Source organism: Shewanella carassii, assembly GCF_019670705.1.
Classification (GTDB): Bacteria; Pseudomonadota; Gammaproteobacteria; order Enterobacterales; family Shewanellaceae; genus Shewanella; species Shewanella carassii.
The window spans coordinates 3,759,223-3,785,519 of sequence record NZ_AP024618.1 but is presented as its reverse complement, the minus strand read 5'-3'; the positions used below and the strand labels follow the sequence as shown (position 1 = coordinate 3,785,519).

Below are 26,297 nucleotides of genomic sequence, written 5' to 3'. Positions count from 1 at the left end.
TTCCCTACATCAAGGAGCGGTAATGAAACAGGTTATTTTTGATAATCCCGGACAACCGGAAGTGCTCTATTTGGCTGATGCCAAGATCCCCACTCCCGGCCCGGGTCAGGTGTTGATCAAGGTGGCGGCGGCTGGGGTCAATGGTCCGGATCTAGCACAGCGTAAGGGCAACTATCCGCCTCCGGCAGATGCTTCTCCGGTGCTGGGATTGGAAGTAGCCGGTGAGATAGTCGCGCTGGGGCAGGGGGTCGACCAATGGCAAAATGGGCAAGATGTCTGTGCCCTGGTGCCTGGTGGCGGTTACAGTGAGTATGTACTTACCTGGGCGAGCCATTGTTTGCCTGTGCCCAAGGACTGGAGCCTGGAAGAGGCCGCGGCCATTCCCGAGACCTTCTTTACCGTATGGAGCAATCTATTTATGCGAGCCGGGTTGCGCTTTGGCGAGACAGTGCTCATTCATGGCGGCTCCGGCGGCATTGGCAGTAGCGCTATCGCACTGGCCAAGGCGTTTGGTGCCAGAGTGCTGGTGACTTCCAGCAGTCCGGAAAAGTGTGCCTGGTGTCGGCAACTGGGAGCCGAGTTGGCGGTCGATTATCGGCAACAAGACTTTGTTGAAGCGGTGATGGATTGGACCCAAGGCAAGGGCGTCGAGGTGGTGCTGGATATGGCCGGTGGCGACTTCGTCAACAAGAACCTCAAGCTGCTTGCCTGCGACGGCCGCATGGTATCGATTGCCATGCAGCGTGGTGCCAAGGCCGAAGTCGACCTTTTCCGCTTGATAGCCAAGCGTATTGTTTGGACCGGCTCGACTCTGAGGCCTCAAAGCGTCGCGGCCAAGGCGGCGATTGCTGCCGAACTCAAAGCCAAGGTCTGGCCCTTACTGGATAAAGGCATGTTGAAGCCCCATCTCTTTGCCCGGTTTCCGCTAGAAGAGTGCATTGCGGCACATCATTTATTGGAGTCGGGAAGCCATTCTGGCAAGGTGGTGCTGACACTGAAGTAAGTAGCTACTGACATGCTACTCCCTGCCACTGCTGACGATGGCGTCAGCTGCTTTTTTCTACCGTCACGATAAGGCTGCAACATGCGGCCTTAAGGTGTTTGCGCCTAAAATTCAACTTGCCCTGCTGGAAATTTGGACTAAAGTCCTCTGTGAACATTGAGAACTGTGCAGTCTCGATAAATTAATCGTTATTTCGTTGGAAAAATCACGGTTTGTAGCATTGATTATCGGGAAGATTCTGTAAGAATACGCACTTGAAATCCCGCCTGTATGGGGTGGAAACCAAGATGGCAAAGTGAGCAGTAGTGCGCTTCTTTGGCCAAAGAAACTTTAGTGTATGTGTTGATTTAAGGGTATTGGCATATATGTATAACACTGCAAAGAAACAAGTTTGGTATGGCGAACTCAGAACCGCACGAGGCAATGCAATCGTCGTCCATGACAATCAGTTACCCGAGGCTTCTCCTGGACGTATCTACCTGTTCAATACTCAACGTAAGGCGATTATTGAATATGTGGAAGATATCGTTAAACCCAACCTGCATGATCTGGGTGAGGCAGAAGCCAAGGCTGCCGAGCGTGAGTTCGGTAGTGCATTCAAAGCGGCTCGCAGCGAATTTATGCAAAAGCAACAGGCCCGAATCAATCTGAGTAACGTCAAAGACAGCGCTCCGGCGCGTAAGCCCAAGCCGGAACCTGAAGTTGAGGTGGAAGGTGACAACATGGGTGACAATTTCGACGACGATTGGGATGACGGCTTCGACGACTGATATCCCTATGCCCGGCCGGCCGTCTTCAGTTCTCTGAAGCGGTTGCCGGGTGACCGGACAGTCGACCGCTGAAATTTTAAGACGATGATTTATAAGCTGGAGAATAATGACAGCAGATATTAACTAAGAATATTATGTACTGATATGTGGCTCTGGAAAGCTGCCTTCCCTTTATCTTTCCAGCAGTAAAAGTTATTGTCTAATTTTTAGATAACCGACTTATCTAAAAATGCCAGGTTCAGGTTGAATCTGGGACAGATAATAATGAGATTATTCCGCTGAGCGAAGCAATGACAGCATTAAGCGAACCATTATTGTCAAACAGAATAAGTAAAGTACTGGAATACTTTGATCTTTATTAGGTACAGCTGTTCCCTGCTTTATATACCCACAATGATGAAAGTGTACATTCATATTCAATTTTAGTCGTAGAAAATGAGATTGATGCTTATGGCTTTGATAATGGAAAATACATTGGGATTTTAGAAGATGGTGAAGTGGGAACCTAAGGAATTGCCGACAGGACTCTAATAAGTTATCTAAAATACCTCTTGAAAAGAGATGTGTTTTCCAAATTCCAGGGATGATGGATTATTTGGTGCATAATCGCATAGCCATTAATCGCCTTGAACGCCAGTGGTTTGTATTGGGTTCCAGTACTGGAATGGGATCTTAGCTTTGGTATGACAATTTAATAGCTGGGTTAAAGACGAATAATTATCAGATTTTTCATTACAGCAAATACTGGCAGAAATTAAACTAAGTAATTCAAGCTAATATGGAGCGAATGATATAGATTCAACCCGTTCTGCCTTTATTGATAATGAAGTTTAAATTAAATTGTGATGTCAATGAAATACGACAATCAATATCCGGTGACAGTCGATTATTCTTTATCGAAGCTATCGACTATGATGGCGCCCATAGAGGCCGGCATGGCGATCAGCAGGGTGCGCTTCAGCGCCAGTAAGGGATCGCTCAATAATGGCCATTTATCCAGGGCCAGCAAGACGACACTCACCACCAGCAGGGTCAGGGCATAAGCCAGCAGGATCCGCAGCCAAAACACCCACACCCTGGCCTTGATATTGGCCTGAAACACACTCTGATAAGCAAACAGGGCGATAAAGCTCAGGCTCAATACCACCACCAGCACCAGATTCACCATCGGCAGATTGGCCGCCAGCATCCAGGCCTCCTCGGAAAAGGAGATGGGCACGGACAAGGCAAAGGCGCCTATGCTGATCTGGCCGAGATCCTCGGCGTTGAAATAGAGTTTGCTCATCCCTGGGTATCGAACTCGTAGCGGCTTAAATGATGATAAATTTGTCCGGGTGTTATCCAGGGATCGCCGTGCAGCAGTGGCTGATTGGCGCCGTTCGGCAGCATTTGTGGCTCGAGACAGACGCCCTGCCAGGCCTTCATTGCCTGGCCCTTACGCCCCTTGATGCCTTCGAGTCCGGCGCCTGTGTAAAGTTGAACTCCGGGTTGGTTGGTGTACAGCGTCAGGCCGCGACCCGATAGCGGCGCGCTCAAACGGCCCACGCGCCAGAGCTCATCTTTCTGTTGCCGACTGATAAAGCAGTGATCCAGCCCTTGACCGCCGGCCAGTTCCGGCTGTCCCAGCAGCGTCTTGAGTTTCTTGCCCTGACTGAGATCCAAAAGGCTGCCTTGGGTATCGACTATGCCGCTGGGAATGCCTTCGGAATCGGTTGCCAGGGCTTTGTTACTATCGAGTTGCAGATGATGCTCAGCGATATCCGCTCGGCCATCGAGGTTGAAATAGCTGTGCTGGGTCAGGCTCACCGGGCAGTCTTGGCTACTTGAAGCCATAAACTCCACAAACAGGTTGTTGCCCGCCAGACGATAGTCCAGCTGCACCCGGCATTCACCGGGAAAACCCATATCGCCGTCCGGGCTGATCAGGCTAAGGCGTACCCCGTCAGGCAATGTACCCAGTTGCCACTGGCGCCGATGAAAGCCTTCGTGGCCGCCGTGCAGGCAGTGGCCGTTGAAGTTTTTATCCAAGGAAAAAGTCTTGCCCTGGCCGTGGATTTGCCCTTGCTTGATGCGATTGGCGTAACGCCCGACAGCCGCACCCAAACAGGCGTTCTGAGCCAGATAATCGGCTGCAGAGTCACAGCCAAGCACGATATTGGTTCGCTCACCGTGGCGATCCGGCGCCCACAGTGAGCGAATAATGCCACCGAGACTGAGCACTTCCAGTGCCAGAATGCCATTGTCGATTCTGACCCTTTCTATCTGGCCGCCGCGGGGATCTTCCCAACTGTCGAGTGCGCTGAAACGTATCATCTGCTAGTTCCTTTTGGCTTTGGGGCTACAACTCAGTCCAGGCGGCTGGCTCCGTCGCTGGGGCTGCATAGGTACACACTGGCCTCCAACTCGGTTTTGGCCGGGTATTGCTGCTCGACGGCGGCTATCACCTTGTCGGTCAACTCATGTTCCACCAGGGCGATGACGCAGCCGCCAAAGCCCTTGCCTGTCATTCGCACTCCGCCGCGTTCGCCGACGACTTCGGCTATCAATTCCACCAGGGTATCTATCGCTGGATGGCTGATTTCAAAGTCATCGCGCATCGAGCGGTGTGATTCGGCCATCAGTTTGCTGAGCCTGGCAATGTCGCCCTGCTCCAGGGCGCGGCAGGCGCTCTGGGTGCGTTGATTTTCACTGATCACATGACGGGCACGGCGAAAGGCAACCGGATCCAGTTCATCTTCGGCGCTTTGCAGCGCCCTGAGTGACAAGTGGCGCAGGGTATCCAATCCGAAATGACCGGCCACCTGCTCGCACTGCAAGCGGCGTTCGCCAAACTCTGTGCTGTGGGCGATGGAGGGGAGGCCGGAATTGATGATCAGCAGGCTGAGATCCTCGGGGAAGGGCACGCTTTCGCAGTCCAGATCCAGGCAATCTATAAGCAGCGCCGACCCAGCTTCGGCCATGGCACAGGTGATCTGATCCATGATGCCGCAGCTATGGCCGACATAGTGGTTTTCGCCTCGCTGCGCCAATTGCGCAATCGCCAGCGGCGACAGATGCAGTTGACTGGTGTCATTGATAGCGGTACCAAAGGCGATTTCCAGCGAGGCCGACGAAGCTAGACCGGCATTGGCGGGCACATTGCCGATCACCGCCAGGTCTAGGCCGCGGGCCGGCAGGCCACTCTGGGCCATGGCCGAGGTAAAGCCCTTGAGATAACTGACCCAGCCCTCATCCTCGCTCATGTTGCCTTCATCGCCATAGTGCCATTCAAAAATGCCGGGAAAGGCGCCCGACACGGCGCGGAACTTGTCATCGTCACGACGTTTGACTGCGATTATGGTGTGAAAGTTGATTGCCGCCGGTAGCACCAGACCATCGTTATAGTCTGTGTGTTCCCCGATAAGGTTGACCCGTCCGGGGGCCTGATACAGGGCATCCGGCTTGGTGCCGAAGGTTTTGACAAAGAGTTTGCTAACGCTGGGGGCAGGATTCGACATGCTTTTATGGATTCCGCAAAAAAACGCTTATGCAGCAATATAAATGACTGCTTTCCTGCAGTTATATCATTTCTGTCTCTGAGGTGTAAGTGAGATTTTTATTCCGGTTGTGACCCGGGGCCGATTGAGGTGATATCCGCAGGCTCTAAATAAAAAGCCTCACTCATCCTGAACGGAGCGAGTGAGGCTTGCAAGGAAAGAGCCGCCTTCGAGGCGACTCATTGACAATCTCAGGATACCGCCTCCTTGGCGGGTGGCTCGTTGACGGTTTCTGCCGCCAATAGTTCGCTGACGACATGCTCAACAAAACCGGCACCGGCGGCCTCATAGAGGTTATAAACGCTGTGGACGCCGGATTCGCGCAGCGCCACGCCATCATCACTGTACTGCACTATGGCGCTGATCTTACCGCTGTAGTTCAACTTCTTCAGTTGCTCAACGGCAAACATGTTCCCTATGTGATATGGCATGGCCAGCAACACCATTTCCAGTCCGGGGGCTCGATCGAGCTTTTCCCAGAAGTCGGTATCCGAGGCATCGCCCTGTACCACGTTGCGTCCTTGTTCGCGGTGGAAATCCACCAACTCCTGTTTGTGTTCTATGCCGAGGATCTCGCCATCAAACCTAGCCTTGAGCTCATCGTAGGCGCCGGAGCCAATGCGCCCCATCCCCAGAATAAGGAAGCGCGGATTGCCCACGGGGATCTGCCTGTCTTCCGGATGCAGCGGATGTTTCTCGAGCTTGACCAGCTTCTGCTGATACTTCTGGTAGATGTTGCCCACCATGGCGTTGAGTGGCGCCGCCAGCACGAAGCTCAGGCTCAGGGCTACGGCAATGATCACCAGCCATTGGGCGGGGAGCCAGCCCTTGCTGGTAGCCACCGCGGCCACAATCAGACCGAACTCACTGAAGTTACCCAGGTTGAATGAGCCCAGCATAGAGGTGCGTGAGCGCAGTTTGAAGCGGGTAAGAATATAGACAAATAGCAGAATTTTCAGCGGGATCAGAGTCACCAGCAGTACCGCCAGCATGATATCGCTCATACTGGGCAGGCCGTTGAGACCTATGGTGAGGAAGAAGGCCACCAAAAACAGTTCTTTAAAGTAGAACAGCGACTTGGCCAACTCGGATGCCTTCTTGTGCCCGGCCAGCAGTATGCCGACGATCAGCGCGCCGAGATCTGGTTTCAGCCCCACAGACTCAAACAGCCAGGCGCCGACCACCAGAGCCATCACCAGACCGAAGAGTACCAGGAGTTCGCCATGGCCAACCTTATCAAAGGCCCTGTATATCAGCGGCTTGGCCAGCGGCAATAACAACAGCGCCAAGGCCCATATCGACGGGAACTCGCCCTTGGAAATGGTCAGGAACAATACCGCAAAGATATCCTGCATGATCAGAATACCTATGGCGACTCGGCCGTAGAGAGATTGCATATCGCCCTTGTCTTCCAGCACCTTGACCGCAAACACTGTACTGGAAAAGCTCAGGGCAAAGGCCAGCAGGGTCAACTGTTCAACGCTGAGATTGGTCAATTGCACTAGGCCAACCAGCCCCAGCAGCTTGAGTATGGGGACAAAGATCACCATAGACAGCATCAGGTGTAGGCTGGAGCCAGCCCAGACTTCGGCCTTGAACAGGCTGCGGATATCCAACTTGAGGCCGATGGCAAACAGCAGCAGGGTCACCCCCAGGCTGGCCAGTTCATTGAGTAGCGGCAGGCTTTCATTTTCTATGCCCATGGTATAGAGCACAAAGCCTGCGGCCAGATAGCCGATAAGCGGTGGTAAATTGATGCGGTTGACCAGCATACCGCAGGCCAGGGTAATAACGAGAATTGCAGGTTCCATTTTGCTCTTTCAGGAAGGAGGCTGGCTGTTTAAAGAGTATTCTATAAGAAGAGCATTAAATTTAAATAAAAAAGCGAACTTATCTGCTGATAAATTCGCTTTTTCAGAAATGTTGGCGCAAAAAGTGCTAATTTTTGAGCAGAATGTCCAGGTGAGCGGCAAACTCTTTCGGAGCCATGAAACCTGTCACTCTCAGCTCATTTTTCAGCTGGCCCTGTTCATCGATAAACAACAGAGTCGGCAGCCCCAGCACATCGTATCCTTCCAACAGGGCAACATCGGCTTCATCCATGGCGGTCACATCGGCCTGCAGTAGCACCATCTGCTCCATCCGCTGTTTAACCTCGGCATTCTTGAAGGTGATCTGCTCAAACTCCTTACAGGCCACACACCAATCGGCATAGAGATCCAACATCACCGGCTTACCGGCGGCCTTGGCAGCCGCCAGTTCGGCCTGGAAGTCCTCAAGTGATTTGATCCGCTTGAAGGTATGATGCTCGGCTTGCTGTTGCCCCATGAAGTGGTAACCCAAGGCGCTCATAACCGCCTGGAAGCCATAGGAGAAGCTCGACAGCAGCAGCAGGGTCAGGATCACGCTGCGCACCGTCTGTTTCCAGTTGAACTGGCTCAGCTTGTTCTGGTGCATCAGATAGCCGACAAAGACGATGGCCCACACTGACCACATGAGATCCGACACCAATCCTGGCCAGATACGACCCAGCATTATGATGGATACGGCCACCAGCAGGAAACCGAATACATGCTTGATGATGTTCATCCAGGCTCCTGCCCGCGGCAGCAGTTTACCGCCAGAGGTTCCTATCAGCAGCAGCGGCAGACCCATGCCCATACTGAGAATATAGAGGGTCAAAAAGCCCTGTAGCAGATCGCCGGTTTGCGCCACGTACACGAGTACCGCCGACAAGGGCGCCGTGGTGCAGGGCGATGCCACCAGGCCCGAAAGCACCCCCATGACAAATACGCCCAGTAGATTGCCGCCCTTTTGCTTGCTGGAGAGACTGTTCATCTTCTGCTGCCAACTGGCGGGCAGGCGCAGCTCATAGAGACCAAACATAGACAGACTGAGTACCACAAACAGTACGGCTATGGTGATCAGTACCGCCGGGTGTTGCAGTGCCGCTTGGTACTTGAGCCCGGCCGAAGCCACCACCAGTCCCAGCAGCGAATAGGTGATTGCCATCCCCTGCACATAAGCCATCGACAGGGTAAAGGCCTTACCGGTGGAGACTTTCTGCCCCTGGCCGACAATGATCCCCGACAGTATGGGGTACATGGGGAACACACAAGGTGTCAGCGCCAGTCCTATTCCCAACACGAAGAAGGTCAGATAGTTGAGCAGGGTGCTGTCGCCGGCGAGCAGTTTATCCAGCAGGTTGTCCTGTTGGGTCAGTGGCTGACTCTTGGGCGTGGTTGCACTCGCCTCTGTCGCACTCTTATCGGCATCGTTGAGGATGCCATCATTGGCCGCTACGGGTTTAAGTTCAGCGTCACGAGTGGTGGGCGGAAAACAGAGTTTGCCCTCGGCGCAGCCCATAAAAGTGACAGATAGCTTGGCTCCTGCCGCCGCTTCCTTGATGGCAAGGGGAATTTCGATATAGGAGTAGTACACCTGCTGCTCACCGAAATAGTCATCCATGTGGCTTTTGCCCTGAGGCAGGGCTATCTCACCCAGTTCACCGCCATCTATGCTGAACTTGAGTTTGTCACGGTACATGTAATAGCCGTCGGCTATTACCCAACTGAGCTTGACCTTATTGTCTTGCTGACTGAAGTCGAAGGCGAAGGCCTGATCCACAGGCATCAGCTCGGGTTCACTCTGGAGAAAATCGAATTGCTTGTTGCCAAAGAGCCCATCGGCCTGAACCAGCGGGCTGAGGAGCAACAGGCTGCCTAGCAGCAGGGTAAGTACTTTTTTCATAGTTTAGTGTTGTCTTTTATCCAATCCAGATAGGCGGGTAGCCCATGACTGATGGGCACAGCAATAATTTCAGGTACTTCGTAGGGATGCAGTTCGAGTATTCTCTGCTCCAGCTTAGGGTAAGCGCTGGCCAGACACTTGAGCTGCAGGCTGACTTCGGCCTCTTGGCAAAGCTCGCCCTGCCAGACATAAAAGGAATCCACATTCTGGCTCACCTGAGCACAGGCCACCAGTGACTCACGCACCAAGGTTGCGGCCAGGCTTTTGGCACTGTCGGTATCCGGGCAGCTGCAAAAAACCAGCAGCACTTGTTGAGATTTTATGTCCATAATGAGCGGGTTAAATTAAACCTGACTTAAGCCAAGGGGATTAAAATCGAGCGTCTACTTTACGTGTTTTGCCGCAAGCTTGCATTAAGGCTTTGCTGAAACAGTGAGCTTAAGCGTCAAACCTGAAACCGGCTGCGGACTTGAAATCAGACCGGGTTATCCCCATTTAGTTTTCAACTACTGCAAAAAATGAGGCCTACATGCCATTTCTGATAATGTTGATCATCTTTGTGCTGATCCCTGTCGTCGAACTCTCGGTACTTATCCGGGTCGGCGAAGTCCTGGGCAGCTGGAACACAGTGGCATTGGTGATCCTCACCGCGGTGGTCGGTGTTTCTCTGGTTCGCAGCCAGGGCTTGAGTACCCTGATGTCGGTACAGAAAAAGTTGGCCATCGGTGAAGCGCCGGGGCAAGAGATAGTCGAGGGCATGATGCTGGCCATGGCCGGTATTCTGTTGCTTATTCCGGGGTTTGTGACCGACCTTATCGGCCTTATTCTGCTGACCCCTATCACCAGGGCACCGCTGGCACGTTATTTCTATCAGCGGATGCAACTCAAGGTGGTTACCGGCGCCCAGTTCAGAACCGGTGCCAACCCTTTTGAACCGCCACATCAAAGAGGTCAGGGTGGGGATGTGTTCGAGGGCGAGTTTGAGCGCAAGACCGACCCTTCCGATAAGCGTCCCGAGAGCCATCAGCTGGAAGAAGAGAGCCATCAGCGAGGTGAAAACAGCCATCAGCGAGGTGAAAACGGCCCTCAGTCGCAGGATACGAAAAACCAAGACGATGAGCGGCCCGGTAGCCGATGAGCGGCACAAACACTGATAAAAAGACCTTCCGCTCGGAAGGTCTTTTTTCATTCTCACCTCATAACTTACAGCTCTGACTGGAAAACATTTATCACTAGTGTCATTTGCTATCGCGGTACTTTGATGAGGCGTCGTAGCAGTGACCGCTGCGTCAGTTTAAGGATGCTGTCGCGGCAACCACAGCCGTGCATACTCTCAGCACTCTAGCGTCGCCAAGCGCTTATCCCTCGTTGGGGCAGGGGGAGTGCAGCTTATGCGGCTCACTGATATTGCTGGCCAGATAATAGCTGGCTATGCCCATCAGTATGTTGGTCAGCGGCAGTGCCAGCATCAGGCCTTTTACCCCACCGAGGAAGGCGCCCAGCGCCGCCAGTGGCAGCATCAGCAGGAACAGGCGGCACAGATTCAGTACCAGCGAGGCCATGGGTCTGTGGTAGGCGTTGAGCGAGGTGGCCACTATGATCACCACGCCCAGCGGGCCGTAAGCGGCAGGCAACACCAGAATATAGAAGCTGAGCCATTCCAGTACCTGGGGGTCGGTACTGAACAGGGCGGCAATCTGCGGCGCCAGCAGCGCCAGCGGAATATACAGCAGGGTCTGGAACAGGAGCACAAACTTCAGCGACCGCAGCAGTGCCTCTCGGGCGCGCTCCTTCTGCCCGGCGCCCAGATTCTGGGCGATAAAGGGCACTAGGCTGGAAGACAGCCCCATCACCACAATCAACAGCAGAGACTCCAGTCGGGTACCGGCACCGAAGGCGGCTACGGCGGCGTGATCTATCCTGGCCAACATCGCCATCATCACAGCGTTGGCCAGAGGGTTGATCAGATTCATCAACGCCGCCGGTTGGGCGATATGAGCCAGCTGTTTCCAGTTATCGGCAAAACGGCTGAAACACCAACCCGCGGCCACCAACATATGGCGTTTGACCACCAACAGATAGCTGGACAGCGACAGCGCCACCAACCAGGAAAGCAGGGTGGCGGCTGCCGCCCCTTGGATCTCCAGCCTCGGAAAGGGGCCGATCCCAAAGATCAGCAGCGGGTCGAGGATCAGGTTAATCAGCGCCGCCAGTGACAAAATTGCCGCCGGTGAGCGGGTGTCGCCGGTGGCTCTCAAGCCCTGATTGCCCACCATCAATAGCACCAACAGCGGTGCCCCCAGATACCAGAGGTTCATATAGTCATGCACCAAGGGCAGTATGTCGTCTTTGGCGCCGAGCAGGGAAAACAGCGGGTCGATACATAAACTGCCCAGCAAGGATAGCCCGGCGGTCAGCATAAAAGTCAGCAGCAGGGCATCGTGCAGAAACACCTTGGCCTTGGGAGCGTGGCCGCCCCCGATGAGGCGCCCCAGATTGGTGGACACCCCGGCACCTATGCCGATGGCAATACTGGATACCACCAGGGTCACTGGGAAGGTAAAGCTGATCGCCGCCAGCGCCTCTGTGCCCAGCTTGCTGATGAAATAGGTGTCTACCAGGTTGAAGCCCAGCACGGTGAGTATTCCTAACATGTTGGGAACACTCATATTAAGCAGTACACGACCTATCGGCTGACTGAGCAGCCCGTGTCTGTCTTTCATGGCCCGTATCTGCCTCTCGTGAAATGGATGACGAAAAATCGTGCGGAAGCGCGATTCTAACAGGATTGCCCCGGCTTTAAAAAACGAGGGTCAAAAATTTTCAAAAAATTTTGACCTGCCCCCTTGGAAGTGTGGAAACCGACCCCATATAAGCCAACATCATGCGGCTAAAGCCCGTTGGCCTGGCCGCCTTTTACATCAACCATGAACCGCCTCATATTGGGCAAAAATCATTAGGAGAATCCATAGATGAATATTCGTCCATTACATGACCGCGTGATCGTCAAACGCCTGGAAGTTGAAAGCACTTCGGCCGGTGGCATCGTACTGACCGGCAGCGCAGCCGAAAAGTCTACCCGTGGTGAAGTACTGGCTGTTGGCAATGGCCGCATCCTCGAAAACGGTGACATTAAGCCATTGGACGTGAAGGTAGGTGACGTAGTGATCTTCAACGAAGGTTACGGTGTCAAGAAAGAGAAGATTGACGGTGAAGAAGTCCTGATCCTGTCAGAAGCTGACCTGATGGCCGTAGTGGAATAAACCACTCACAACCATTAAAGACCTTCCAAAGTAATCGAAAAATTTAAGGATAATCAACATGGCAGCTAAAGAAGTAAAATTTGGCAATGACGCTCGCGTAAAAATGCTGGCGGGCGTGAATGTTCTGGCTAACGCAGTTAAAGTCACTCTGGGCCCTAAAGGCCGTAACGTCGTTCTGGACAAGAGCTTCGGCGCACCACTGATCACCAAAGACGGTGTTTCCGTTGCTAAAGAGATTGAACTGGAAGACAAGTTTGAAAACATGGGCGCGCAAATGGTTAAGGAAGTTGCTTCCAAGGCCAACGACGCTGCAGGTGACGGTACCACTACCGCCACAGTACTGGCTCAGGCTATCGTGACCGAAGGTCTGAAGGCCGTTGCCGCCGGTATGAACCCAATGGATCTGAAGCGCGGTATCGACAAGGCTGTAATCGCCGCCGTTGCCGAGCTGAAAGCCCTGTCTCAGGATTGCTCCGACTCCAAGTCTATCGCTCAGGTAGGTACCATCTCTGCCAACTCTGATGAGTCTATCGGTGAAATCATCGCCACCGCGATGGAAAAAGTGGGCAAAGAAGGCGTGATCACAGTTGAAGAAGGTCAGGCGCTGGAAAACGAACTGGACGTAGTTGAAGGTATGCAGTTCGACCGCGGTTACCTGTCTCCTTACTTCATCAACAAGGCTGAAACCGGCTCTGTTGAACTGGACAACCCATTCATCCTGCTGGTTGACAAGAAGATCTCCAACATCCGTGAGCTGCTGCCTATCCTCGAAGGCCTGGCCAAGACTGGCAAGCCTCTGCTGATCGTTGCCGAAGACGTTGAAGGCGAAGCCCTGGCGACTCTGGTTGTCAACAACATGCGCGGTATCGTTAAAGTGGCTGCCGTTAAGGCGCCTGGTTTCGGTGACCGTCGCAAGGCCATGCTGCAGGATATCGCTATCCTGACCGGTGGTACTGTTATCGCCGAAGAGATCGGCCTGGAGCTGGAGAAAGCCACTCTGGAAGACCTGGGTACCGCCAAGCGCGTGGTTATCACCAAAGACAACACCACCATCATCGATGGCAGCGGTGAAGAGTCGCAAATTCAAGCCCGTGTTGCCCAGATCAAGCAGCAGGTTGAAGAATCGACTTCCGACTACGACAAAGAAAAACTGCAAGAGCGTATGGCCAAGCTGGCCGGCGGTGTTGCGGTAATCAAAGTCGGTGCCGCTACCGAAGTGGAAATGAAAGAGAAGAAAGCCCGCGTTGAAGATGCGCTGCACGCTACCCGCGCCGCCGTTGAAGAAGGTGTGGTTCCTGGGGGCGGTGTTGCCCTGGTTCGCGTTGCCTCCAAGATTGGTGAGCTGGACGTGAGCAACGAAGATCAGAAGCACGGTGTGGTTATCGCCCTGCGCGCCATGGAAGCCCCACTGCGCCAGATCGCTACCAACGCAGGTGAAGAAGCCTCTGTTGTCGCCAACAACGTCAAGAACGGCAGCGGTAACTATGGTTATAACGCCGGTAACGACACTTACGGCGACATGCTGGAAATGGGTATCCTGGATCCAACCAAGGTTACTCGCTCTGCGCTGCAGTTCGCGGCCTCTGTAGCCGGTCTGATGATCACCACCGAAGCCATGGTAGCCGAGCTGCCAAAGGAAGAGGCTGCGCCTGATATGGGCGGTATGGGTGGTATGGGCGGAATGGGCGGCATGATGTAATTCTAGCTGGTTAAAATCGTCTATAGCGGCGTTATCTTGCCACTCGTTTAGTTCACTAAACGTCGCGGCACGATGCCTGGCTCTAAAACGATTTTTCCTGCGCTAGACGCAATGTCGGTCTTAAGCTCAGCACCTTAAAAAAAGCCCCGATACTTAACAGTATTGGGGCTTTTGCTTATTCCGAGAAAGGAAAAGGCCCGCGCCTCGAACGCGGGCCTTTTCCATTTCTGTGGTTTCTGCCGAGGGCGGGGGAGTGGTTTGGGTTTGCAATGGCTTCCGGCTGATTGTGCCACTCATTGCCTGCCGCCGCAGGCCTTATGCATATGCACCTCAGTGACACGCTGTGAATACATCCTTGTAAGCTCGGCGCCAACATCCATGTTGGCGACGGTCACTGATGCGCATATGCCGGGTGATTTGGTGCAATCTGCGGGTGAAGTGTTATGGCTGTCCTTACTCTTTCCTTCCGTTTCAGCGGTTTCTGCCAAGGGCGGGGGAGTGGTTTGGGTTTGGAATGGCTTCCGGCTGATTGTGCAACTTGACCTTTCCCCCGAATTTAAGACCATGACATTGATGAGATTTCCAATACACTAGAGCCAATGGAGATCTCAACATGAAGAAACGTTACACCGAAGAACAAATCATCAAGGCCATCAAACAACATGAGGCAGGGGCAAAAGTCGATGACATTTGCCGTGAAATGGGCATATCCACGGGCACTTTCTATAACTGGCGCAGCAAGTATGCCGGGCTGGAAGTGAACGAAGCGAAGCGGCTGAGGGAGTTGGAAGCGGAGAACAACAAGCTCAAAAAGATGTTAGCCGACAAGATGCTGGAAGTCGAAGCAATGAAGGATGTGCTGTCAAAAAAGTGGTAACGCCAGCGGCCAAAAAGCCTGTTGTTCAACACCTGATTGAGGGATTCAGCCTAAGTGAGCGAGTAGCCTGTAAGCTGGCAGGGCTTAGCCGGACTGCATATCGCTATCAATCCAGGACAAAGCCAGACAATGGGCTCAGACAGCGACTGAAGGCGCTGGCGACGCAATATCCTCGCTACGGGTATCTGATGCTGCATGGTTTGCTCAGGGGTGAAGGCTGGGTCAAAAACCGCAAACAAACCTATCGGCTCTACACGGAGGAAGGCTTGCAGGTCAGGACGAAGAAACGCAAGAAGCTAACCCGGCCAAGGCAGCCTATAGAGGTGCCAACAGCCCCCAATCAACGTTGGTCGATGGACTTTGTGTCAGACCAACTCAGCAATGGTCGCCGCTTTCGGGTACTGAATGTCGTGGATGATTATTCGCGGGAAATGGTTGGTCAATTAGTCTCTGTGGCCATTAGTGGTAGGCAGGTCGCCAGATTCTTGGACCAATTGATGGAAGAGCGAGGCAAACCCAAGAAGGTTACTTGCGACAATGGGACAGAATTTACCAGCAAGGCAATGTTCTTCTGGAGTAAGGAAACGGGCGTCACACTGGGCTTTATCCAACCAGGAAAGCCGACGCAAAATGCCTTTGTGGAAAGCCTGAATGGCAAATTCAGGAATGAATGTCTGAATCAGCATTGGTTCAGAACCTTAGACGAAGCCAGATACGAAATCGAGCTATGGCGTGAACACTACAACCATGTTCGCCCTCATAGTTCACTGAACTATATGCCGCCTGTTGCGTATGCCAAGCAAGCAGCATAAGCTGGAAAATCTCATCAAGAGATTGGTACTAATCTCGGGGAAAGGTCAAACTCATTGCCAGCCGCAGGCCTTTATGCATATGCGCCTCAGTGACACGCTGTGAATACATCCTTGTAAGCTCGGCGCCAACATCCATGTTGGCGACGGTCACTGATGCGCATATGCCGGGTGATTTGGTGCAATCTGCGGGTGAAGTGTTTTGGCTGTCCTCACTCTTTCATGAAAATCAAATTCTCTTTATGCTGCACTGCTCCAACAATATTTCCGGCTTATATCCTACAGTGTTAAAGTCCGCTTTAACAGAAACCGCTCCGGGTGCTGGGGAAGTTGATATCACAACCCATCTTTTATTTTCTTCAATTAAGATAAGTCCGCATTCAGCAATTATGTCATCTTCTTCATTTATTAGAATATCAAGCGATGAAATATCTATCGGCTCAATATCCACATATGTAATTAATTCTTTATTACTTTCAACTGGCTTCAAGTCCATTCTTAAATACCCATATTCTTTCCATCCTGTAGAACTCGCAACATCTGATGAAAAACTGAGAGTTTTATCAAAACCTTCAAAATAAAGGTTAAATATCCAAGCACAAGATAAGTTCTGTGATGTTGGGACACCATACCCAATCACTCTATTGTTCAAAAGAATGTGTTTTATAATGTTCAGTGAAACATCACCAGTACTAAACTTTAAGTATTTCATTGTTTATTCTGCTCTTTTGATGGGTAATGCAATGTCTCATGAGGTTTGTCGCCATTAGCAGGAATGTCAATACTTGAGCCACTTCTTCTATTTTCTGGCCTTCCAAAGATTCCATTTTCACCGATCTGACTGCCTGGAGGTGCCGAATCTCCTGGCCCAGCAGGACGAGTCCCACCAGAGGGCTGCAGGCTTGTCGCCCTCTTACTAATAGATAGATCCCTGTAGACTCCACACAGCAAAAGTGTTGTGGGTGTCCTGACTTTACTTGTTTGGATTTGGAATGGCTTCCGGCTGATTGTGCAACTCATTGCCTGCCGCAGGCCTTATGCATATGCACCTTAGTGACACGCTGTGAATACATCCTTGTAAGCTCGGCGCCAACATCCATGTTGGCGACGGTCACTGATGCGCATATGCCGGGTGATTTGGTGCAATCTGCGGGTGAAGTGTTGTGGCTGTCCTCACTCTTTCTTTTTTGCTTATTCCGAAAAGGAAAAAAGGCCCGTGCTTCGAACGCGGGCCTTTTCCATTTCAGCGGTTTCTGCCGAGGGCGGGGGAGTGGTTTGGATTTGGAGTGGCTTCCGGCTGATTGTGCCACTCATTGCCTGCCGCAGGCCTTATGCATATGCACCTCAGTGACACGCTGTGAATACATCCTTGTAAGCTCGGCGCCAACATCCATGTTGGCGACGGTCACTGATGCGCATATGCCGGGTGATTTGGTGCAATCTGTGGGTGAAGTGCTTTGGCTGTCCTCACTCTCTGTACGTAGAACTATTAAAGTTGAATGATATTTAAGCATATTGAATGTGGAATCCCACCCTGGCGGGTGGGAGAGCGATCATCCTTCTTTTGATTTGATCAACAAGGCCTGTTTGGAACATTAACTTATATTCGCTAACTGCCAGTTTTCACCATTTTTTTGATTCTGTAATTTCACAAAATCAGCCTTTTCTAAATAATAATCTTGGCAAAAACCTTTTAACAAAACGATGAAAACTAGATCTGTAATATCTTCATTCGAAAAACCAGACTCTAAAATTTCAAAGTCGCATTGTAAGACTCTATCAATCACCTCTAGTCGAGGAATCTTAATTATCTCAGTTTCATTCTTTTCAATAGCATAGTATCCAGGTTCAGTCAGATCGCAAAACGTACCTTCAAATTCATTAAAATTAAGCATCACCTTGTTCTCCATCCAACTTTATAATCATATCATCAATGAAGTGTTATGGCTGTCCTCACTTTTTCCTTCCGTTTCAGCGGTTTCTGCCGAGGGCGGGGGAGTGGTTTGGGTTTGCAATGGCTTCCGGCTGATTGTGCAACTCATTGCCTGCCGCAGGCCTTATGCATATGCACCTAAGTGACACGCTGTGAATACATCCTTGTAAGCTCGGCGCCAACATCCATGTTGGCGACGGTCACTGATGCGCATATGCCGGGTGATTTGGTGCAATCTGCGGGTGAAGTGTTGTGGCTGTCCTCACTCTTTTGGCTGTCCTCACTCTTTTCTCACTCTTTTGTGTGCACACTTAATTTGTTAATTTTATTGGCTTTTGTGAATTTCTCATTTATTCGATGGCGACGAGATGAGGTTGGTATGCTTTTTTTGGTTATCTACTAATTTTTCTGCTCTGTATATCTTTGTGAATGAGTAAATGTTTTTAAGAGCTATCCAGCCAAAAGCTGGTAATGTAATTACTGATAAATATATGATTTCATTTGTTTCACTTTCTAAGTACTGATTGAATATAAGTGGAGACATGGATAAGGAACCAAATATTATATAAAGTGTGATGTAAATAGCTTTTCGCCATGTTCTTGACCATCTATTCTTGTATTTTTCTGAGAATTCTATTTTGTTCCCTTTTATTTCATCTAGATGAGATAAGTATTTTCTCGAAAGTATATAGGCTTTAAGACTATGACTAGGATTCTCCAGTGAAAGGATATAGTCTATTTCCTTCTCACTAATCAAGTCTGTTCTTGCAATTGCTAAATATCCTTTTTCAATAACAAATGGGTGAGGTTTTGGTTTTTGGTTAAGATCGTTAAAAAACTCCTTGGCAAATCTATACTCTTCTCTTAACTTTGCCCTACTTCCTAATGAAAAATCGTATACTATTTTAGCAGCACCAAATATTCCAAGTACAGCAGTTGCAAGTCTTAGTACTATCTCTGGTTCCATAGTTTCATTTAATCCAGTCTATAATTTCACAGATCCATTTTGGTGGTGAAATTTTGTTGTCATTTCTATATGCTTCTGTGCAAATTTAACTTTTATTTCTTTGGTTGAGAAAATTTCTTTCATAGTTAGGGTAATCCTCTCCTTTTTAACCGCAGTTAAAAGTAGAGGTTAAGCGACCATTAAAGGTGGTCGCCCATGGTTGGCTTTGTGTGGCCTTTCGTGATTGTAAAACCAAAGCCATTGTTCTTATTGGGTTTGGATAGGGCTGCGGGCTCTACTTTTCGGCTCGTCGCCCTCTTACTAATAGATAGGTCCCTGTAGACTCCATACAGCAAAAGTGTTGTGGGTGTCCTGACTTTTCTAGGCAATTTTGCTTCCAGCATTATCTTTTTCTGCAATATTTTCTAGTGTTTCAAATGCTTTTGTTATTCTATCATCTGTATCTTTTAGGATGTCATTAGACTCTTTTTCTAATTTTGCTGCCAATTTTGTTAGACCTGGAATATTCTTTAGTTTGTCTATGGCATCTGCTAGTTTTACGCTTTTCTCAAGTGCATCCATGAGCGGATGATCAGTTGTTTTATAATTTGATATTAATTTTCCAGGGTTTTCTGAATTTACGTGTAGTAGGTTGAATAAAAGTTTAACTCTTAACTCGCTAGAACTATTGTCATCATTAATCTCCTGAATTTGTGTGGATAATCCTTCGAAGGTTTTACTAAGAACCCCTTTATGAGTGTATTCTTCTATTAACCTTTTGGATAAGTTCATTTTCTTATTAGAAGAATATGCCATCCATAATACAGGGAAATATAAAGGTAATATTGATAGGATAAGCTTTGGAGTTTCTGCTATCACTGAAACTAAATCTTGTTTCATAAATACTAATAAATAAAGATCAGTTATAAATGGTATTATAGAAATAGCAACAAGCCATTTTATTGCCTTTTCAAATGCAGCACTGTGCTTTGTTATTTCTTTTTCTTCTGATTCAACTTTTTCATTGTAAGCAGCACTCAGACCTGCAGTTAGAGCAGCTGGTAGAAGATCAGTTATTCTTTGGTAAACATCATTATATTGTTCCTCTTGGTTGCTGAGCTTATTTTTAATATCTATGTCGGACTGGTTTAGCAAGTTATTATAGTTATCACTTGCATCTCTTTTTAGCTGAATAAGATTGGTGTTTAAGTCATCAATTTTTTGGCTTAGTATGGAGTAAGTTGATTCTAATTCATCCTTTAGCCCGTCTATTCTTTCTATCTCACCGTCCTCGTTTTCAGCTTCATAACCGACTATTTCATCTCTTAACTCTCTAACTTTTGTATGATGAGTTGCTATATTTCTTAATATTCCTTGGGACTTTGAATCAGCCTCAAGAAGTTTTTCTATCAAGTCATGAGTTTCGTCCAGTCTATCTGGCAGCTCATTGTTTTCATCTAATAACTCTACAGTCTCATTAATTCTTTCAATTACTCTATCGTGTTTTTCTGATACTTCAACAAAGAAGTTATTGCAACTACTAAATGTTTGGTCATATTTCAAAATCTTCTCATCAAGCTTTGATGCGCTTTGCTTAATCTCTTCAAGAAGACTGTTGGATTGCTCAAGGTTTTCTGTGAGCTTTACAATAACTTCATCGACTTCTACTTTTGTTCTCTGTATTTTCCCTTTGTACTGAGCGATAGATCTTGATGCTTTCTGAGCTTCTTCTTGGCTCTCAGATGGTCTTTTTACTTTTTCATCTAGAATTTTTATTTTTTCTTGAAATGTATCTTGAGATGATAATAAATCTTCAATTTGTTTTTCTAATGGAACTAATCTTTTCCACAACAAGCCAATTTCGTTGGAATTGTTCTTTTCACTCCCATACATCATTTTTTCCTCTCAGTTTTATTAGGCTTTGAAAATAAATGGCTTGGTTTACTTTCTTATATATAAATTGACCGTTGTTAAAAAGTCAATTTTATCAACTTATATTTTAAATTGAGAAAAAGAGTGGGGGACACCCACAACTATTTCACTAAACACTATGGCCAAAGGTTTCAGACTATTTCAGTCCATAAGGCCAAAGTGCTCGGCTTCGTCGGGTGAAGCCTGGAAGGTTTAGATTCTGGGTCGCTTGTGAGGCGACAAATCCAAATAAGGTTTGGTCAAACGCAGCTTGGCGCATGGTTGCAATTGGACTGGGATGGCTACCGCAGTGAATTCTAGCTATCCCAGAGCGTACTAAACCGAGTTAAATTTCAATAAAAACAACACTAAAGCTATCAATTTGTTGCCGGTGAAACCTTAGTCTGGGTCACAAATTGCACAGCGGTTAAAGTGGCTTGGGTCAGGGAGGAATATGAGGTGAGGTGTTGAAAGCTTGTCCTTGCCTTTTGCCTGCTCCGGGTGAGAGAGCGGCGCTATCCCTGATTGTTATTCGCACTTTAGCTAACGCTTAAGTATTGCTTTTCGTTGGTTTTTTGTTAAAAGCCTAGCCAATCCTACAGTATTGCTGCGGTGAAAAACAAGCTTTACCGCATGGGGTTTTGTTGTGCGGTTTGGCTGAAGTGACTTGTTTGAGTGACTTGTTTGAGTTGCCTGCTTGAGTTGCCTGTTTAAGTTGGCCGCTTGAGTTCGCGGCTTCAGTGAATGGTTTTGCTGACCTGTTAACTGGCAAAAAAGTGGCTGGCGGGGAGCGGCAATGATTTTTAGGGAAAAGTGAACGGTTTTAACCGGTTTTTGAGGATGTTGCAGCAGTTGCTGCCGGGTTGAGATGTTAGTATCGGTTGCTTGAATCTGTTCTGTTGCTGCGGCGGTTTTTGTGGCTGTTGTTGTATAGGGCTTTGGAAGTCGTAGAGAAAGTTATCGGGATTGTGTAGTGAAAGGAAAAGTCGTTTCGTATGTCTCATCTAAAAAATTTGGCTTTATCAATGGGGATGATGGTGAAAGCTATTTTCTGCATGTTTCGGCCCTGGTGAACAGGAGTGATGAGGCTAAGCTGGTCAAGAATGTGCTGGTCGAGTTTGACCCTACGCCAACTCCCAAGGGATTGTCTGCCAAGCAGGTCCGTATTCCTGAGGTCTATATAAGCGAGCGACTGCTGAATTTCTTCACCTCCAAGGGTCGCAATCCCAAGCATGGTGATGCCGCGTTGCGCTTGCCTATTTCGACCCGTTTTTTCAAAGATCCGGCCAAGGGGCGCCAATATATAGAGCAGCTGGCTAAGCAGTGTGGCTGCAATGCCGTGCTCGGGCTCGAGTTTGAAAAGAAGACCTTCTCTGAAGGCAACTATCGCTTTACCGGCCATGCTTTCAAGGGGGAGTTGGCCCTGGTCACTGAAAAGCAGCCCTGTGACACCAAAGAGATGGCCCTTGCTGCCGAGCGGCAGTTGCAGCAAAGAATTCAGGCGGCTGAGCAGGCCTTTGGGCCGATACAAGAGACTGAGCTTAAGGCCAGACAGAGCCAGCTTTCCGGCTGCCTCGGCAGCGCCGTTGCTGTGCTTGCTGTGGTGGCAATCCTGCCCGCAGCCATTATCGCCGGTATCGCCGGGCTGTTCCCACAGTAGCTAACAAGGCTATTTCAGCGCCTTGAAAGTGTAACAAACTACACTTTTAAGGCGTTTTCGGCTTGAATGGATGAAAAAGTGTATTTAACTACACTTTTTCATTGGAATCGCTAAATCAGCCTTTCAGTAAACTGGCACTCTTGGCAATTGAGAGTGTAAGTCTCGGCCCGCTTTTGTACTCGGGTGTTTTTACTTTGGCACTGAGGGCAGCTTTGTTTCATCGGGGTATTCTTGCTGCACTGGTGACATTTGATGTAGTAGCCAAACTTGCCGTACATAGGGATGTAGTTGCTCGATTCACCACAATGTTTGCAACTTAACCTTGCTGTTAATGCTGCCGCATGGGGCTGGGTTTGGTAGTCTGCAGCGCGGCTTTCCTGTATCTGTGTATGCCTTTCTTCTACTTCTGCTTGGACTTGCATCGCAACTGTACTGGTTGATGTTTCAGCGTTGGTTAGTGGAGTGTCGGTTTCCTGCTGAGAGGGGCTACTGATATCCTGCGCTATCAAGAAGTCGCAAATTGATTTAAGTTCATCTTGGCTGAAATCTGGCCGGGTATCGCTGAAGTTTACCAAGCGCATAAAGCTGCTTTTGAGGTTCATCACCTCATTGAGTTTGTCGACCAAAAACTCCGTTTTGACCAGCTTTTGTGAGATCTCGCTGGGCATAGTGTCACGGTTGATAATGGCGTCGCTCGAGACGGCGCAGAGATGATCCCAGACGCGTAGCTTAAAGCCCTGCTGTTTGATACCCAGTAATTTCCCGAGAATTTCTCGTTTGTGATGGGTCAGGAGTTGCAGCAACAGCGCCTGTTGCAATTCCACCTGCTTCAGTGGCGAGGTTATGCCAAACCACTGGTTTTGGTGGCTACGGGTCCATTCGCCCTGTTGGTTGACGTTGACGCGGCCCTTAATACTCTTGGATTCAATTAACACGAAGCCATAGGTATAGATGATCAGGTGATCTATCTGGGCGGTTTCGCCGTTAAAGTTGAACTTAAAGTCGTTGATGACCATGACCTGGGGATGGTCTTTGAAGGCACGACGCAAAAAGAAGGCGACGTCCTGTTCCTGCTTTTGCCCGGCATAGGCTTGGGGAGATTGCGTAACTTGGAGTGATTTACTTTTTAGAATCATTTATCAACTGCATCCATTCACTGCTCAATAATGAGCAACTTGATAATGGCCCAGTGTATCTTATTTGGCCTGAGTGCCAAAGTGTCTGTAATTGAAGTTGAGTGCCGCACTGGTGATTGAGCGTGCTTGGTTTTTTTATCGGCTTCAATCAATAATGCGGCCTTTCGCTTCCTCGCAAAGGCACGGTTATTTGGCCGGCGTTTGAGTTGTCGGGATAAAACTATTTGTAGGGATACAAAACATGGATCAAGAGCTTGGCCCGATTTTGTTTATTGTGGTGCTGACCCTAGGGGTTATGTGGCTGGTCGAGACGCGGCGTAAGCCGACCCTGATGCAGGGCTGGTTGGATAAGCAGGGCAGCGAGCGCTTGTTTACCTACTGGGATGCGCCCAGTGCGGCAATTTATGCAGAAGGCGAACCACGGCACTATCGGCGTTTGCTTGAGGCTTGGCAAGGGTTGACGCCGCTTGAGGCCTGGTTTCAACATAACCTCAGCCGTATCGGGGTAACGCCTGTGGGAGCGACGTTGGGCAGTGCCAAGCGTTGGTGTCTTAGGACCTGGCAGAAACAGCAGGACCCGGCGGCGGCCTATTATCTGGGGATGATGCAGCTGATGGGATTGGGAGGCAAACCCGAATACCGCTCGGCGCTTGAGCTGTTTACCGCGGCGGAGCAGGGCGGCATTGCCAACGCCATTACCGCCCGCGGGCTGATGTTGCTGCGAGAACCCGCCAATGGCGAAGATTGGCCGATTGACCTTCCCGAGCAGCAGCGCTTTGTCGAGGCCGTCGCCTGCTTTCGGCAGGGGCTTGAACATGGTGATAAGCTGGCGGCCTTGAATCTGGGCTACTGCTTGGAGCATGGCATAGGCATAGCGGCCGATACCGAGGCCTCCATCGACAGTTATCTGATGGCGGCAAGACAAGGTGAGCCCGCTGCCCAGTATCGTTTGTCCATGCTGTTTGCAGCCAGAGGCGATTTGGCTGAGGCCTATGTCTGGGCCCGTGTTGCCAGCCAGTGCTCCGAATCTGATATTGCCGTGGCGCGCAGCCGCAATATTGAGGCCATGCTGGAGCCGAGCCAGCGCCATCCGGCCCGTCAGAAGGCGGCGCTGTTTACCCTTGAAGTCGTGGCGCCGCGAATGCAGGCATTGGCCAAGAATATGAATTTACTCAAGGGACTGGGCTGATCTTATCTAAGCGAAAAGTCAGCATTAGGCAGCGCAGATTAAACCGTGCAGCTTAGGCAGCGCTGCTTAAACCGTGCAAGCTGGGCTTAATCTTCAAGATCTTGCTTATGGTATTCCTTGAGCTTTCGATAGAGGGTGGCCAGGCTCATCCCCAGTTTCTTGGCGGCCAGCGCCTTATTGTTATTCAGCGCCTCCAGCACCGAAATAATATAGTCCTTTTCAATGGTATTGAGGGGCTTTATGCCGTTGTTGACTGTGGGTTTGGACAGGTTATGGTGAAACTCTTCTGGTAGGTCTTCCGGCATTATCTGGGGGCCAGAGCTGAGTACCACGGCGCGCTCTATGGTATTGGCCAGCTGCCTGATATTGCCGGGCCAGTCGTAATTGAGCAGCAGATCGGCGGTTTTGTAATTAAAACTGGTGACTCCCCGGGAAAATTTTTGATTAAAGTCCGCCAGGAAATGGCGGGCCAGAGGCAAGATATCTTCCCCTCGTTGTCTCAGTGGCGGAATTTTCAACTGGATTACATTGAGTCGATAATAAAGATCCTGACGAAACTCCCCTTTTTCTACCGCTTCTTCCAGGTCCTTATTGGTGGCTGAAATAATCCTCACATCGACGTTTTTAATACTATTATCACCCACACGGCGGATCTGCCGTTCCTGAATGACCCGCAGCAGTTTGGTCTGCATCATGGGGGAAAGTTCTGCGACTTCGTCCAGGAATAATGTGCCGCTATCGGCGCTTTCAATTAAGCCAATCTTTTGCGATTCGGCCCCGGTAAAGGCGCCCTTAACATGACCGAAGAGTTCACTGTCGAGTAAGCTTTCAGCCAAGGCGCCACAGTTTATCGCCAATAAAGGTTTATCACTGCGGTTGGAATGTTTATGGATAAACTCGACCAACTTCTCTTTGCCGACGCCGCTTTCTCCAGTAACAAGAATTGAGGTCGGCACATCGGCCACATTGAGTGCCATGTTGATGAGTTTTTGCATCGGGTAACTGTTGGTCGGATAGCTGTTGCTAAAGAAGGGGGTATCGGCGGGAAAATTATTTTCTTGCTTGAGATATCGAGGCCGATGATTTTCATCCTTGAGGATTTCATCGACTTCGGCCTGAATATTTTCCGCGGTTATGCCGTTGAAAAACGGCAGGAAGGGCGTGAGCTCATCTCCCCACTCTTCAAGATAGTTCCCGATAAGGTGACAGTGACAGTCGCCTTTGCCCTGACATTCAGACTCGATGAAATAAACTGTGCTCTGTTGGACATGAGACACATAACCACTGGCAAAGCCCACCTGTTCCCAACAAACAACCTGATCGGCCTGACCGTTGATTTTTAACTGTTGCTCCGCCTCGTAGGAACCGATGAAATAGGTTTCTACCAAGGGGTCGCCATGGCGTCCATCGGTGCGATGGCTGCTCAAGACTTCACCGAATCCGAACATTGAGCAGACCATGGGGCCCAATACCCCCTGTTTGGCCTCGGCCCAGACATCGGGCAGTTGGCGTTTTAATTGTTCGGCCAGTAACCAGCCACGGATAAATCCCGAGCGGGTGATTATGGTGCGGCTGAGATCATTGCCAACGGTTTCGATAATTTCATTTCGGAGTAATCCATGAGACGACATATCCATCAGATACATTCTTCTCCCCAGAAAACTCATGGTGCCTCCATGGGGTTTAAATGCCAGAAGTTCTCTTAGGTCAAGCTGGGATGTTTTCATCTAAAACAACACCTTAACATATTATGCTATCGACGAGCTTAGCATTACAGGTGTTAGCTTTCAGTGACCGCCTTCCTGATTATTCGTG

At 49.8% G+C, this 26,297-nt stretch carries 21 protein-coding genes; 8 read left to right on the top strand and 13 right to left on the bottom strand.

Features of this window, described 5'->3' with window-relative positions; translation table 11 throughout:
• Positions 1–22 precede the first annotated feature (22 nt).
• On the top strand, positions 23–1,003 hold the full coding sequence (locus tag K5621_RS17010) for an NAD(P)H-quinone oxidoreductase (protein ID WP_221049858.1): 981 nt from the start codon (positions 23–25) through the stop codon (positions 1,001–1,003).
• 365 nt (positions 1,004–1,368) lie between these two features.
• The gene (locus K5621_RS17005; protein ID WP_100144683.1) at positions 1,369–1,773 is read left to right on the top strand and encodes a hypothetical protein; all 405 of its coding nucleotides are present in this window, start codon (positions 1,369–1,371) and stop codon (positions 1,771–1,773) included.
• A gap of 886 nt (positions 1,774–2,659) precedes the next feature.
• Here the strand turns inward: K5621_RS17005 and K5621_RS17000 are convergent.
• The 6 genes from K5621_RS17000 to cutA form a co-directional block, all read right to left on the bottom strand.
• Complete coding sequence (locus K5621_RS17000) at positions 2,660–3,058, bottom strand: DUF2391 family protein (protein WP_100144685.1); 399 nt, start codon at positions 3,056–3,058, stop codon at positions 2,660–2,662.
• On the bottom strand, positions 3,055–4,086 hold the full coding sequence (locus tag K5621_RS16995; RefSeq protein ID WP_221049857.1) for an aldose epimerase family protein: 1,032 nt from the start codon (positions 4,084–4,086) through the stop codon (positions 3,055–3,057). Before K5621_RS16995 ends, K5621_RS17000 begins: the two co-directional genes overlap by 4 nt.
• A gap of 32 nt (positions 4,087–4,118) precedes the next feature.
• Positions 4,119–5,270, bottom strand: coding sequence for a galactokinase (galK, locus tag K5621_RS16990; protein ID WP_144438274.1), 1,152 nt, complete (start codon positions 5,268–5,270; stop codon positions 4,119–4,121).
• A gap of 230 nt (positions 5,271–5,500) precedes the next feature.
• A complete protein-coding gene (locus K5621_RS16985) occupies positions 5,501–7,120 on the bottom strand; it encodes a cation:proton antiporter family protein (RefSeq protein WP_100144689.1) in 1,620 nt (539 codons plus the stop codon).
• A 127-nt stretch (positions 7,121–7,247) separates the two neighbouring features.
• A complete protein-coding gene (locus K5621_RS16980; protein WP_221049856.1) occupies positions 7,248–9,059 on the bottom strand; it encodes a protein-disulfide reductase DsbD in 1,812 nt (603 codons plus the stop codon).
• Positions 9,056–9,388 carry a divalent-cation tolerance protein CutA gene (cutA, locus tag K5621_RS16975; protein ID WP_221049855.1) on the bottom strand — a complete coding sequence of 111 codons (333 nt, stop codon included), beginning with the start codon at positions 9,386–9,388 and terminating at the stop codon, positions 9,056–9,058. Before cutA ends, K5621_RS16980 begins: the two co-directional genes overlap by 4 nt.
• 200 nt (positions 9,389–9,588) lie before the next feature.
• On the opposite strand from cutA, the gene K5621_RS16970 reads away from it, so the two are divergent.
• Entirely contained in the window at positions 9,589–10,197 is a 609-nt protein-coding gene (locus tag K5621_RS16970; protein ID WP_221049854.1) for an FxsA family protein, read from the top strand.
• 220 nt (positions 10,198–10,417) lie between these two features.
• Here the strand turns inward: K5621_RS16970 and K5621_RS16965 are convergent, their stop codons facing one another.
• Entirely contained in the window at positions 10,418–11,782 is a 1,365-nt protein-coding gene (locus K5621_RS16965; protein ID WP_221049853.1) for an MATE family efflux transporter, read from the bottom strand.
• 249 nt (positions 11,783–12,031) lie between these two features.
• Between K5621_RS16965 and K5621_RS16960 the strand changes: the two genes are divergently transcribed.
• The 3 genes from K5621_RS16960 (at position 12,032) to K5621_RS16950 (ending at position 15,710) form a co-directional block, all read left to right on the top strand.
• Positions 12,032–12,322 carry a co-chaperone GroES gene (locus K5621_RS16960; RefSeq protein WP_025010152.1) on the top strand — a complete coding sequence of 97 codons (291 nt, stop codon included), beginning with the start codon at positions 12,032–12,034 and terminating at the stop codon, positions 12,320–12,322.
• A gap of 58 nt (positions 12,323–12,380) precedes the next feature.
• Positions 12,381–14,021: a chaperonin GroEL gene (gene groL / locus K5621_RS16955; RefSeq protein ID WP_039033505.1), complete on the top strand. Its 1,641-nt coding sequence runs from the start codon at positions 12,381–12,383 to the stop codon at positions 14,019–14,021.
• Between the two features lie 613 nt (positions 14,022–14,634).
• Positions 14,635–15,710, top strand: a protein-coding gene (locus K5621_RS16950) for an IS3 family transposase (RefSeq protein WP_221049852.1) whose coding sequence is annotated in 2 segments (ribosomal slippage) — positions 14,635–14,884 and positions 14,884–15,710 — 1,077 coding nt in all. Because the reading frame shifts where the segments join, the coding sequence is not laid out codon by codon here.
• Between the two features lie 226 nt (positions 15,711–15,936).
• Here the strand turns inward: K5621_RS16950 and K5621_RS16945 are convergent.
• The 4 genes from K5621_RS16945 to K5621_RS16930 form a co-directional block, all read right to left on the bottom strand.
• Positions 15,937–16,419, bottom strand: a complete 483-nt coding sequence (locus tag K5621_RS16945; RefSeq protein WP_221049851.1) for a hypothetical protein — start codon at positions 16,417–16,419, stop codon at positions 15,937–15,939.
• An 883-nt stretch (positions 16,420–17,302) separates the two neighbouring features.
• The gene (locus tag K5621_RS16940; protein WP_221049850.1) at positions 17,303–17,605 is read right to left on the bottom strand and encodes a hypothetical protein; all 303 of its coding nucleotides are present in this window, start codon (positions 17,603–17,605) and stop codon (positions 17,303–17,305) included.
• Positions 17,606–17,986: 381 nt separating this feature from the next.
• Positions 17,987–18,607: a hypothetical protein gene (locus K5621_RS16935; RefSeq protein ID WP_221049849.1), complete on the bottom strand. Its 621-nt coding sequence runs from the start codon at positions 18,605–18,607 to the stop codon at positions 17,987–17,989.
• A gap of 360 nt (positions 18,608–18,967) precedes the next feature.
• Positions 18,968–20,482 carry a coiled-coil domain-containing protein gene (locus K5621_RS16930; protein ID WP_221049848.1) on the bottom strand — a complete coding sequence of 505 codons (1,515 nt, stop codon included), beginning with the start codon at positions 20,480–20,482 and terminating at the stop codon, positions 18,968–18,970.
• A gap of 988 nt (positions 20,483–21,470) precedes the next feature.
• Between K5621_RS16930 and K5621_RS16925 the strand changes: the two genes are divergently transcribed.
• Positions 21,471–22,157 (top strand): cold-shock protein, encoded by a 687-nt coding sequence (locus K5621_RS16925; RefSeq protein WP_221049847.1) that lies wholly within the window; start codon positions 21,471–21,473, stop codon positions 22,155–22,157.
• A gap of 110 nt (positions 22,158–22,267) precedes the next feature.
• Here the strand turns inward: K5621_RS16925 and K5621_RS16920 are convergent, their stop codons facing one another.
• Complete coding sequence (locus K5621_RS16920) at positions 22,268–23,293, bottom strand: nuclease-related domain-containing protein (protein ID WP_221049846.1); 1,026 nt, start codon at positions 23,291–23,293, stop codon at positions 22,268–22,270.
• Between the two features lie 241 nt (positions 23,294–23,534).
• Between K5621_RS16920 and K5621_RS16915 the strand changes: the two genes are divergently transcribed.
• Positions 23,535–24,482 (top strand): tetratricopeptide repeat protein, encoded by a 948-nt coding sequence (locus tag K5621_RS16915; RefSeq protein ID WP_221049845.1) that lies wholly within the window; start codon positions 23,535–23,537, stop codon positions 24,480–24,482.
• A gap of 86 nt (positions 24,483–24,568) precedes the next feature.
• Here the strand turns inward: K5621_RS16915 and K5621_RS16910 are convergent, their stop codons facing one another.
• On the bottom strand, positions 24,569–26,209 hold the full coding sequence (locus K5621_RS16910; RefSeq protein WP_071238729.1) for a sigma-54-dependent Fis family transcriptional regulator: 1,641 nt from the start codon (positions 26,207–26,209) through the stop codon (positions 24,569–24,571).
• Positions 26,210–26,297 lie beyond the last annotated feature (88 nt).